Source organism: Mesobacillus stamsii (assembly GCF_030814065.1).
Lineage (GTDB): Bacteria > Bacillota > Bacilli > Bacillales > Cytobacillaceae > Mesobacillus > Mesobacillus stamsii.
Genome location: NZ_JAUSUN010000010.1, coordinates 1 through 11813, shown reverse-complemented (window position 1 = coordinate 11813; position 11813 = coordinate 1). Strand labels below are relative to the sequence as shown.

General features: G+C 36.1%; 11 protein-coding genes. All 11 read left to right on the top strand.

The features are described 5' to 3' along the window. The first annotated feature begins 44 nt into the window (after window positions 1-44). The 11 genes from J2S25_RS09925 to J2S25_RS09875 all read left to right on the top strand — a co-directional run bounded on the left by J2S25_RS09925 (window position 45) and on the right by J2S25_RS09875 (window position 11537). The gene (locus J2S25_RS09925) at window positions 45-1865 is read left to right on the top strand and encodes a nucleoside-diphosphate sugar epimerase/dehydratase (RefSeq protein WP_307191789.1); all 1821 of its coding nucleotides are present in this window, start codon (window positions 45-47) and stop codon (window positions 1863-1865) included. Window positions 1866-2265: 400 nt separating this feature from the next. Beyond that, window positions 2266-3153, top strand: coding sequence for a UTP--glucose-1-phosphate uridylyltransferase GalU (galU, locus tag J2S25_RS09920; RefSeq protein ID WP_307191788.1), 888 nt, complete (start codon window positions 2266-2268; stop codon window positions 3151-3153). 277 nt (window positions 3154-3430) lie between these two features. Then, the gene (locus J2S25_RS20120; protein WP_439117494.1) at window positions 3431-3781 is read left to right on the top strand and encodes a pilus assembly FimT family protein; all 351 of its coding nucleotides are present in this window, start codon (window positions 3431-3433) and stop codon (window positions 3779-3781) included. Between the two features lie 426 nt (window positions 3782-4207). Next, a complete protein-coding gene (locus J2S25_RS09910) occupies window positions 4208-5425 on the top strand; it encodes a DegT/DnrJ/EryC1/StrS family aminotransferase (RefSeq protein ID WP_307191787.1) in 1218 nt (405 codons plus the stop codon). A 13-nt stretch (window positions 5426-5438) separates the two neighbouring features. Continuing rightward, complete coding sequence (locus tag J2S25_RS09905; protein ID WP_307191786.1) at window positions 5439-6068, top strand: sugar transferase; 630 nt, start codon at window positions 5439-5441, stop codon at window positions 6066-6068. 14 nt (window positions 6069-6082) lie between these two features. Further along, on the top strand, window positions 6083-6808 hold the full coding sequence (locus J2S25_RS09900) for a GNAT family N-acetyltransferase (RefSeq protein WP_307191785.1): 726 nt from the start codon (window positions 6083-6085) through the stop codon (window positions 6806-6808). 38 nt (window positions 6809-6846) lie between these two features. Further along, on the top strand, window positions 6847-8079 hold the full coding sequence (locus tag J2S25_RS09895; protein WP_307191784.1) for a glycosyltransferase family 4 protein: 1233 nt from the start codon (window positions 6847-6849) through the stop codon (window positions 8077-8079). A 152-nt stretch (window positions 8080-8231) separates the two neighbouring features. Beyond that, complete coding sequence (locus tag J2S25_RS09890) at window positions 8232-8438, top strand: hypothetical protein (RefSeq protein WP_307191783.1); 207 nt, start codon at window positions 8232-8234, stop codon at window positions 8436-8438. Window positions 8439-8807: 369 nt separating this feature from the next. Continuing rightward, window positions 8808-9356: a glycosyltransferase gene (locus tag J2S25_RS09885; RefSeq protein WP_307191782.1), complete on the top strand. Its 549-nt coding sequence runs from the start codon at window positions 8808-8810 to the stop codon at window positions 9354-9356. A gap of 26 nt (window positions 9357-9382) precedes the next feature. Further along, entirely contained in the window at window positions 9383-10567 is a 1185-nt protein-coding gene (locus J2S25_RS09880; RefSeq protein WP_307191834.1) for an O-antigen ligase family protein, read from the top strand. A 22-nt stretch (window positions 10568-10589) separates the two neighbouring features. Next, complete coding sequence (locus J2S25_RS09875) at window positions 10590-11537, top strand: glycosyltransferase family 2 protein (protein WP_307191781.1); 948 nt, start codon at window positions 10590-10592, stop codon at window positions 11535-11537. Window positions 11538-11813: the final 276 nt, after the last annotated feature.

Sequence of the window (11813 nt, the reverse complement as noted above, 5' to 3'; positions counted from 1 at the left end):
TCTGAAAATAATTCGGGTTAGTTTACTTTACTAGGGGGAATTCAATGAGCTACCACAAACGCTTGCTGTTGCTTGCCGGAATTGATTCACTGATCGTGTTTGCCGCAGTCTACTTAAGTTACATACCACTGCATCCATCCCTTCAAACAGTACAATACGAAAAGATTGTTACGAGTACGCTCGTGCTGTTGTTTTGCCATCATCTATTCGCGTCGATGTTCTTGCTGTACAATAAAGCATGGGAATACGCCAGCGTCGGCGAGCTGATCGGCATCACGAAATCAGTGACGCTGTCGGTGTTAATGCTGACCTTATTCCAATACATCATGAGCTACGAAGTATACGGGCGCGTGCTCTTCAGCATCTGGACATTGCTTGTGTTGCTGATCGGCGGCAGCCGCTTCTGGTGGCGAATTACCCGCGACCGGTTCATAAAAGCGAAGAAAAACATGACGAATGTTTTGATCATCGGTGCTGGACAAGCCGGCACGGTGGTGGCAAGGCAGCTGAAGAACAACCGCGATTTAGGGCTGCTGCCAGCAGCGTTCATTGATGACGATCCGAAAAAATACAAACTGCAAATCCTCGGCATCCCGGTAGCTGGTACGAGCAAGGATATTGCCACAGTGATCGAGAAATATGCAATTGATAAAATGGTGATTGCGATTCCGTCGCTGCAAAAGCAAGAACTTGCGGCGATCATCGCAGAGTGTTCCAAGACGAAGATCAAGCCGCAGATTATGCCGAAGCTCGAAGACATCATGATGGGCAAAGTAGCAGTCAGCAGCTTCCGCGATGTCGAAGTCGAGGATTTATTAGGCCGCGATCCGATCAAGCTCGATATCGAGGGGATATCGGAATATGTCTCTGGAAAAACGGTGCTCGTAACAGGAGCAGGCGGGTCAATTGGCTCGGAGATTTGCCGGCAAATTTGCAAGTTTGATCCGGAAAAATTGGTGCTCGTTGGCCACGGAGAGAACAGCATTTATACGATTGACATGGAATTAAGAAACCAGTACGGCAAACAGATAGAAATTGTCCCGGTTATTGGGGATGTACAAGACCGGGAGCGGATGTTTGAGGTAATCGAAGAACATGCACCGGATGTAGTGTATCACGCAGCCGCTCACAAGCATGTTCCTTTAATGGAATACAATCCGCGTGAAGCAGTGAAAAATAATGTGTTTGGAACAAAGAACGTCGCCGAAGCAGCAGACACATTTGGCGTCGGAACTTTCGTGCTAGTATCGACTGATAAAGCGGTGAACCCAACGAATGTAATGGGCTCGACAAAACGAATTGCCGAGATGATTATCCAGAAGCTAGATCAAGCCAGTGAAACAAAGTTTGTCGCCGTACGATTTGGCAATGTACTCGGCAGCAGAGGCAGTGTCATCCCGCTGTTTAAAAAGCAAATCCAAGCCGGCGGACCGCTGACAGTGACACATCCAGATATGACAAGGTATTTTATGACGATACCAGAAGCTTCCAGGCTTGTGATTCAAGCCGGGTCATTGGCACGCGGCGGAGAAATCTTTGTGCTTGATATGGGCGAGCCAGTGAAAATCGTCGATCTAGCCAGGAATCTTATCACTCTTTCAGGATATACGACAGACGAAATTGGGATTCGTTTTTCGGGGCTGCGTCCTGGGGAGAAGATGTTTGAGGAGCTGCTGAATGAGAAGGAGATTCATCCTGAGCCGATTTATCCGAAGATCTTTATTGGCAGGGCTGTTTTGGAGCAGGAGCAAGAAGTAGAGTTCCTGTTGCAACAATTTGAACACTTCAGTACAACCCAGCTGAAAGAGTATGTGATCAACCTCGCCAATCGGAAGAAGAATCGGGTGTTTTTGGTGGCGAAGTAGTGGGGGGGTTGGCTGTTTTATTTGGGGATTGATTTTTTATAACAAAACCTTCGGTTTTTTATTGGATAGTTCTTTAGCGAAAACCTTTCGGTTTTCTGTGGTGAGGAACAGTTTGTATGTATATGTATAAATACGAAAACCTTTCGGTTTTCAGGGAACTGTTTTTTTGAGTAAAACCTTCGGTTTTTTTAATTTGATAGATTTTTTTAGGGAAACCTTGCGGTTTTCAAGGAACTATTTTTTAGAGCAAAACCTTCGGTTTTAAAGGTGAGGAACAGTGTGTATGAATAGTAATGAAAACCTTTCGGTTTTCAGGGAACAATTGATTTTTTGGAGCTGATTTTTAAAACAAAACCTTCGGTTTTGAAGTTCAAGCTTAATGAAGAAAGGGGAGTTTTTAGTGAAGAAGGTGCGGAAAGCAATTATTCCGGCAGCGGGATTAGGTACTAGGTTCTTGCCGGCTACTAAGGCGATGCCAAAGGAAATGTTGCCAATTGTTGATAAGCCGACGATCCAATACATAGTGGAAGAGGCGATTGCTTCTGGGATTGAGGATATTATCATTGTGACTGGTAAAGGGAAGCGGGCGATTGAGGATCACTTTGATATTGCGCATGAGCTTGAGCAGAATTTGATGGATAGGGGTAAATTGGATTTGCTGGAGAAGGTGCGGTATTCTACGAATCTTGCTGATATTCATTATATTCGTCAGAAGGAACCGAAGGGTTTGGGGCATGCTGTTTGGGCTGCGCGTAATTTTATTGGGGATGAGCCGTTTGCGGTTTTGCTTGGTGATGATATTGTGCAAAGTGAAACACCGTGTCTGCGTCAGCTTATGGATCAGTTTGACCAGACTCATTCTTCGATAATCGGAGTGCAGCCGGTTCCGGATGATGAAACTTATCGGTATGGGATTGTGGAGCCTTCGGTTCAGAGTGGGAGGAGGTATCAGGTTGAGAATTTTGTGGAAAAGCCTGCTCCTGGGACGGCGCCGTCGAATTTAGCGATTATGGGTAGGTATATTCTTACGCCGGAGATTTTTATGTTTTTGGATGAGATGGAGACGGGTGCTGGTGGTGAGATTCAGTTGACGGATGCGATTCAGAAGTTGAATCAGATTCAAAGGGTGTTTGCGTATGATTTTGAGGGTAAGCGGTATGATGTTGGGGAGAAGTTTGGGTTTGTGACGACGACGATTGAGTTTGCTTTGCAGAATGAGGAGTTAAGAGGGGATTTGCTTGAGTATCTTGTTGAGGTTGTTGGGAGGGAGAAGAGGAAGGGGGAGTGATTGTGATTGTGGGGGTTTTTTTAGCTTAGGCCTTGCGGCCTTTTCTTGTAATATCAGAATTTATATGTTGACCCTTTTTTTGGGGGTTGTGAGGGGGATATGGGTGGGGGTTTTTGGCCCAGGCCTTGCGGCCTCTTTTTTTGGTTTGGATGGATGATTGATGTGGATGGAGATATTTTTTCAGGCCTTTCGGCCTTTTTTGTTGAATGATGAGTTAAGGGAAACTTCTGGGATTTGCTTCGTAGAGATTATTGAGATTCTATGAAGGGGTGTTTTTATGGGGGATTCGGAAGGTTATACTTTGGTTGAATTGTTGGCTGTTATTGTTATTCTTGGTATTTTGGCTGGGATTGCTGTTCCAGTTTATGGTCATTTGATTGATGGGTATAAAGAGGATTTGTGTGAGGTTAATCGGGTGGAGATGGCTAGGGTGTATGGTGATTATTTGGATATTGAGCAGGTTGATCATAGTGCAGCGGTTTTTGTCGAGTTTGCTAACACGCGGATAGATGGTGAGGTTTGTCCGGTTGGTGGGGAGCTTTCTTTTGTTGATGGGGTTGTTGAGTGTAGTGTGCATGGGGATGAGAAGGGTGGAGCTAATGATGGTGGTGGGGTTCCGTTTCTTTGAGGGTTTGTAGGGAGCTGGTTTTGTGTTTTTGGGTGGGGGAGGGAGGAGATTGAGTTATTTGTCGGGTGGGCCTTTCGGCCCTTTTTTGGAGGATTGGATTGAATGATTAGGGGGAACTGACTATCGTGCTTAGATAACCTGCTGAAAACCTTGCAGGATAAGGGTTTGGGACGTTTTTAGTGAGATTTATAGATTGATTGAATGGTATATATAATAGAAAGAAACTCGGTTTAGAGTGGTTGAACAGTGAATATCTATTTCGTATTTGCTTGGTAGATTGAATAGATATTACGAGGTGAGTATTAATTATAGATGGATTTAGTAGGTTAGTAGTTGGTTGGAAGAACTTATTCCAATTAAGTCCTAACAAACTAAATAACTATTAAATGCTTTAAACAAAACTTAAATAAAGCGAGGAATATTATAATGATTGATACTGAATTAAGAAATATACCATTCTCTCCGCCGGATATTACAGATGCTGAGATTGAAGAAGTAATAAAAGCTATGAGATCTGGTTGGATTACAACTGGACCTAGAACTAAAGAGTTGGAACAAAGAATTGCTGAATATATAGGTGTAAACAAAGCTGTCTGCTTAAATTCTGCAACTGCAGCTATGGAGCTTACCCTTCGTATTTTAGGTATTGGACCTGGCGATGAAGTCATCACTTCCGCATACACTTATACAGCATCTGCCTCTGTTATAGAGCATGTTGGAGCAAAAATAGTATTGGTTGATACTGCACCAAACTCTTTTGAAATGGATTACTCTAAACTAGCGGGTGCAGTAACAGAAAAGACTAAAGCGATCATACCTGTAGATATCGCAGGAAAGATGTGTGACTACGATACTATCTTTGAAATAGTAGAAAGTAAAAAAGATCTATTCAAGCCTAACAATGAACTTCAGTGGTTATTTAATAGAGTAATTGTTATGACGGATGCCGCTCATGCTTTTGGTGCTGAGAGAAAAGGAATGAAATGTGGGCAAGTTGCTGATTTTACTTGCTACTCTTTCCATGCCGTTAAGAATTTTACAACGGCTGAAGGTGGAGCTGTTGTGTGGAGTAATGATCATGGTTTAGATGATGAATGGCTTTATAAGCAGTTCATGCTGTATAGCCTTCATGGTCAATCAAAAGATGCACTTGCCAAAACTCAAAAAGGTGCATGGGAATATGACATTGTCTACCCAGCCTATAAGTGTAATATGACTGATATTATGGCCAGCATTGGCTTGGTTCAGTTAGATAGGTATGAAGGACTGTTGGAAAGACGCAGGGAAATTATTGAGATGTATGATAAAGCGCTCATACCTTTGAGAGTTCAAAGTTTACAGCATTATGGAGAAAGTTTTGCTTCTTCAGGCCACCTATATTTAGCAAGGATACCTGGAATTAATGAAGAACAAAGAAATGAAATAATTGTAAAGATGGCTGAAGCCGGAGTTGCATGTAACGTTCACTATAAGCCTTTGCCTATGTTTACGGCTTATAAAAATTTAGGGTTTGATATCAAGGATTATCCGAATGCTTATAAACAGTATGCTAATGAAATTACGCTTCCACTTCATACTTTGTTGAGTGATGAAGATGTAAACTTCGTGGTTGGTAATTTGAAAAAAGTAATAAATGAAGTTTAAGGTGGGTTACAAGATGTATAAGAATTTTTTAAAAAGAGTATTTGATTTAATACTAGCTTTAGTAGCTCTACCATTTTGGTTTATTATTTTAGTGATTATAGGGACGATTATTTACTTTCAGGATAAAGGGTCAATTTTTTACAATGCACCCCGCCTTGGTAAGGATGGAAAAGTATTTAAAATGTATAAGTTTCGCTCTATGAAAATGAATGCTCCCGATCTTAGAAATGAAGATGGATCAACTTTTAATGCGGAAGATGATCCTAGATTAACTAAGATTGGAAAGTTTATACGTAAAACAAGCCTTGATGAAACACCACAGCTTTTAAATATTATCAAGGGTGATATGAGTATTATTGGTCCTAGACCTGACCTACCAGAACATCATCAATTATATGAGGGTAAAGAGGAAAGAAAGGTTGAAATTAGACCGGGTGTTACAGGATATAATCAAGCATACTTTAGAAACACTGTTCCTTGGAAAGAAAGAATTCAAAATGACATTTACTACATCGATCACCTTTCTTGGTGGCTTGATATTAAGATATTTATCAAAACAGCTATGTCGGTGTTGAAACGTGAAGATGTATTTGTAACCGAAAAGAGTACTAATTCAAACAAAAATACAGGTGTAGGAATGTAAGGGGTGAATTTTTTATGGGAAATCTCGAACATGCAGTGACCTTTAATGAATTAAAGTGGGATACAGACTATTTTGGTGTTAATAGTGCCAAAGCTATATTGAATAGATCTCTTACATTGAATGAATGGGATGAACTAAAGAATAGATTTAAAGGTTATCAGTTTATATCAATCATGAATCAAAACTCTGAACCTGTTAATGCACGGTTGATTGGAGAGGATACTTCAGCGTTTTTAGTAGATGTGAATATTCAGTTTGTAAAGAAACTAATAGAACCATATTTGATGCCTAATAATGTCACAATTCATCAGTCGTTAGAGAGAAATGATAGAATCATTGAAATGGCGGATTTTCAAATTTCAAAGTTTACAGAGGATCTTGAATTAGCTAAACGTGGTGGCAATCATGTTTATCATCAATGGCTTATTAATGCTTTTGGAAAGCCAGATAAGTTTTATGCGTTATCTAAAAATGTAATGGGCGATATAAATGGTTTTCTATTGTTCTCCTATTCAGATAATGCATGTGTAATTGAGCTAATTGCTGTGTCACAAAATGAAACAAAGGGTGGCATTGGTACTAGCTTATTTAAAGCAGTAGAATATGCAGCACATCAAGATGGTTTTAACGAAATTAAAGTTGGTACTCAGGTTCGTAACTCGGGTGCAATTAACTATTATCATAAAGTTGGTTGTAAACAGGTAGAGTGTCATCAAGTTTATCATTTGTGGAATTTGTAGGTAAATTTTATTCAGTAAAATTGAGAAGTGGTGAAAATATGAAAAAAGTTCTTGTTATAGCGCAGTTCACACAATTACCGGGAGAAACAGGTAATAATAGAAGTAGGTTTAAATTGATTTGTGAGATGCTTGCAAAAGAAGGCTATGATGTAACAATAATAACAAGTAAATTTAGAGAATTGGATAGAACCTTTAGAAAAGAAAATGAGTTATATAATAGTGCCCCATATAAGATAGTAACCCTAGATGAAGTTGGGTATTATAAAAATATAAGTTTTAAACGTATTTATAGTATGTGGTCGTTTACTTGGAGTTTGAAGAACTTCTTGAAAAATACTAATGAAGATTATAATTTAGTTTATGCATGTGTCCCTGGGTTAGATAGTGCGTTGATTGCTGGTAAATACGCTAACAGGAAGAATATCCCATTTGTAATAGATGTTCAGGATGTCTGGCCAGAAGTTATGTATGATCTAGTTTTAGATGTACCAATAATAAGTAATATATTATTTTCGCCTTTACAATTAATGGCTAATAAGGTGTATGCAATGGCGGACGGAATTATGGCAGTGTCTAAAACTTATTTAGAAATTGCTGAGAGAAAAAATAGGAAAAGCGGAATAAAAGATTATGTATTTATTGGTACAGATATAGAGGAGTTCGAACTAAGTGTTAATGAGAATATAAACGTTGTCGATAAACCGTCTGATGAGTTTTGGATTGCGTATATTGGATCCCTAGGACATAGTTATGACATATATACGTTCATAGAGGGAGCTAAGAAGGCAAGTGAAAAAGGAATAAATGTTAGGCCGATTATACTAGGAAGTGGGCCCTTAGAGAAGAATTTTAAGGAGTTTGCAAAGAGAATTGGAAGCAATGCCTATTTCACAGGTTGGGTTGATCATGCAATGATGGGGAGTTATTTGAAAAAGTCAGATGCTGTAATCAATGCAATTAAAAGAAAAGCACCTCAAAGTATAACTAACAAAGTAGGAGATTATCTATCTTCAGGTAGACCGATGTTAAATGGTAGTTTGAATTTAGAGTTTTTAGAGTTGCTAAATGACTATAAATTTGGGTTCAATTACGAACCAGAAAGTTCCGAAAGTTTATATCTGGCTATTGAAAAAATCTATAGATTAAGTAAAAAGGAAAGAGAACAGATGGGGAGTAATGCTAGAAGGCTTGCAGAGGAGAAGTTTGACCGTAAAAAAACTTATCCTAAGATAATTAAAATGACAGAAAAGCTAGTAGAAAAGTCGTATTAATGATTTGAATAAATTTATTTATTATGTTTTGTTATCAAAAGATGGAAACTCTGCATAAAAAGTAACCTAATAATGCAAGTCGTGTTTAGCAAATTGTACCGTTGAATTCAATCCAGAAAATACTTAAATATATTTAGGGAAGGTTAGTTATATTGAGTAAAATAATTAGAGTACTACAATTACCTAATACGCTATCAAAAAAAAGTGGAATAATGAGTTTTATTATGAATTATTATAGATTTATTGATAAAGAGAAAATACAATTTGATTTTTTGTGTTTTGATTCAAATGAGGAAACCTATGAACAAGAAATAATTAGTTTAGGGGGAAGAGTTTATAAATTCGATAAGAATTTATAATATAATCCTTATAAATTAATAAAAGAACTAAAAAGATTTTTCAATGATCATCATGAAGAATATAAAATTATTCATTATCATGCAATATCAATTTGGTATTTAGTTCTTGGGATTTCCGAGCAATTTGGAATTAAGTTCAGAATTGCTCATAGTCATGCAACTAAATATTCTGATAAAAATTTTAATGCATTACGAAATAGGATATTATGCTTACCGCTGAAAAAAAATACTAACGTATATTTTGCATGTTCTAAAGCAGCGGGGGAATTTCTTTTTGGAAGAAAATATGTTCAACAAGGAAAAGTTAAAATAATTAATAATGCTATAGATGCCAATAAATATAGCTTTAACGAACAAATAAGAATTAGATTGCGAAAATCTCTAAATATTGAAGATATGTTTGTTATGGGGCATATCGGTCGGTTTAATGCCCAAAAGAATCATGGATTCTTAATTGATATTTTTATGGAAGTTCTAAAAGAAAAACCTAATAGCGTGCTTTTGTTAATTGGAACCGGACCATTAGAAGATGATATTAAAAAGAAAATAGAAATAAAAAATATTAAGGAGAAGGTCTTTATTCTAGGTCAAAGAGATGATGTAAATGATCTTTTACAGGTTATGGATATTTTTGTATTACCTTCGCTGTTTGAGGGACTAGGAATAGTTTTGATAGAGGCTCAAGCAACTGGATTATACTGTGTTACTTCGGATGTTGTTCCAATTGAAGCAAAAGTAACAACCAATATTAAGTTTCTAAGTTTGAATTCAAGCGCTAAAGATTGGGCAAAATTCATTATAGAAGGCCATGTAAAACCTATAAGAAATAATCTAGCTATGCTTACAAAAAAATCTGGATTTGATATCAACGAAGAAGCTATAAGACTAGAAAATGTATATTTAGACTTAGATATTTAGTGTGGGGATGAATATTAGTGGATTTTATGAGTAAATCGTTATCCAATACTTTATTGGGTGTTGCATTAGTAATTATGTTCACAAGTAATGATAAATATTTCTTAATTGCGAATACGTATATTTTATTTTTATTGACAATAATAAGTGCTATTGTGGGAATTCTGTTAAAAAAGAAGAAAGTAGTATTTACGTATGAAAATATATACATGATATGTATATTATATTTTGTTTTGGTCTCTTGCCTAGTAGCGTGGCCTAATGTTGATCGAGGTTATGCGTTAAGTTATATTCTATTGTGCTTACTGTATATATCTATCAATATTCGGTTTATTTCAGCTAAAGAGATATATTCTTTGATAAGTTATTATATCATTTCTGCTATTATAATTTCTCTCATGATTTTAATATTTAGAGTTGATTATTTTGGTGGAGGAGGTTACCGATATACAATACAATTTAGGGATAATATGAAAATTGATCCAAACTATTTAGCTGCATATTTAAGCATCCCAACAATTTTTTCACTTAAAAGACTTATCCTGCCGAAAAGAGGAGAGAATAAGTTTTTTTATGTATTTTGTACAATAATACTTTGTAGCGGAGTGTTTTTAACTGGTTCAAGGGCAGCGATGATTGCTACAATAGTTGGGTGTGCATTCGTTTATATAGATTATCTTATTATTGTAAGAAAAAAAGATAGATATTTCATTCTTAAAATAGCTTTTAGTGTCATATTGATTTTTATAATTGCCAATATTATTTTATATAATTTACCTGATACTATTTATCAGAGGTTTTTTGTTAACTCATACGTGGATGGTAGTAACGATAGTCGGATTGAACTATGGTACAATGGGCTTCAAACTATTAAAGATCATCCTTTGTTTGGAAGTGGAATGATGACTCTAACTGATGCAATTAGTGAAACAACGGGGCATTATGCTACAGCCCACAATACTTACATCTCGTTGTGGATACAACTTGGGGCAGGGGGATTTGCTCTGTTCGTACTATTACTAGGGAGACTTATTATTAAAAATATACAAAATAGGAATTTCACTTTAGTAGGAGTAATGTTCAGTTTATTATTTACTTCTATGATAATCGGAGCGGAGGTTTCTATTTCCTTTTGGATAACTATTATTATAATAACTATGATTAATAATTATCTAGATCGAGACAAGGAAAAAACATTACAAGAATTAATATAACTAATCTTCAAGGGAGTTTGCTATGGAGAAAATTAGTGTAATTATACCAGTTTATAAGGTTGAAAAATATTTGCATCAATGTATAGAGAGTATTATAAAACAAACATACAATAATTTGGAGATTATATTGGTAGATGATGGCTCACCAGATAATTGTGGTGAGCTTTGTGATGAGTATATGAAAAAAGATAATCGGATTAAAGTTATTCATAAGGAAAATGGAGGGCTTTCTGATGCAAGAAATGCCGGTATAAATATTGCTACAGGAGATTATATTGGCTTTGTAGACAGTGATGATTTTATTGAAACTGATATGTACGAATTTTTATATAGATTAATTAAGAAACATAATGCAGATATTTCGATATGTGGAATTTCCAGATTTCAAAATGAAGTCTCTATAAATAAAGAAACATATGAGGAAATATGCTTTACATCGGAATTGGCTATTAAAGAAATATTAAATGATTACAAATTTCATTCGCACGCGTGCGATAAATTATTTAAAGCTGAGCTCTTTAAAACCATAAGATTTCCTAAAGGGAAGCTTTATGAGGATGTATATACGGCGTATAAACTTTTTTATAATGCAAATAAAATAGCATTTAACTCTACTCCTAAATATTATTACAGAATAACGGATGGAAGTATTAGTAATAGTATATTTAGTACTAGAGATTTAGATTTAATAGAGGCTTCAGAACAGTTATTAGAATTTGTTGAAGATAAGTATCCTCATATGTTAAACATACAAATTAATACTTATGTTAGACACAATGTTGCCTTGTTAAGGAAGATAGTGGATGCCGACTATTATGATGACCTAGTTATAGGGAAATTAAGAAAAAATGTGCAGGAAAACTTATGCCAATATATGTTCAGTAGATATAAGGTAAGTAGTAAATGCTTTGCTTTAATGGTGTCAATTAATTATAGATTGGCAAGTATTATTTATAAAAAATTAAGATGAGAAATCCAATATTGTTTTAGAAGATGTAATTTAACAAGCAAATTCTATGAGGAGGTGGAGTAATTATGATCGCATTTTTTTGTAGTAGACCATATCATATTTTTAATGCCATTAATTACATGAAGAGTGTTAACACAACAAAAGAAAAAGCCACTATATTTATTGGCCACGACTTCTATGATGTTAATGACGTTTTATAATGTCCAAAACTTGACGATATTAATTGTCCTAAAACTGACGGATATACTGTCCAAAAATAAAAAGGAAGCATTTTCC

Bases quoted from the DNA above. Each gene is read 5' to 3' on its own strand.
- J2S25_RS09925 (WP_307191789.1), top strand. From the start codon at position 45: ATGAGCTACCACAAACGCTTGCTGTTGCTTGCCGGAATTGATTCACTG.
- J2S25_RS09895 (WP_307191784.1), top strand. From the start codon at position 6,847: ATGAAAAAAGTTCTTGTTATAGCGCAGTTCACACAATTACCGGGAGAA.
- J2S25_RS09875 (WP_307191781.1), top strand. From the start codon at position 10,590: ATGGAGAAAATTAGTGTAATTATACCAGTTTATAAGGTTGAAAAATAT.
- J2S25_RS09900 (WP_307191785.1), top strand. From the start codon at position 6,083: ATGGGAAATCTCGAACATGCAGTGACCTTTAATGAATTAAAGTGGGAT.
- J2S25_RS20120 (WP_439117494.1), top strand. From the start codon at position 3,431: ATGGGGGATTCGGAAGGTTATACTTTGGTTGAATTGTTGGCTGTTATT.
- J2S25_RS09910 (WP_307191787.1), top strand. From the start codon at position 4,208: ATGATTGATACTGAATTAAGAAATATACCATTCTCTCCGCCGGATATT.
- J2S25_RS09905 (WP_307191786.1), top strand. From the start codon at position 5,439: ATGTATAAGAATTTTTTAAAAAGAGTATTTGATTTAATACTAGCTTTA.
- J2S25_RS09880 (WP_307191834.1), top strand. From the start codon at position 9,383: ATGAGTAAATCGTTATCCAATACTTTATTGGGTGTTGCATTAGTAATT.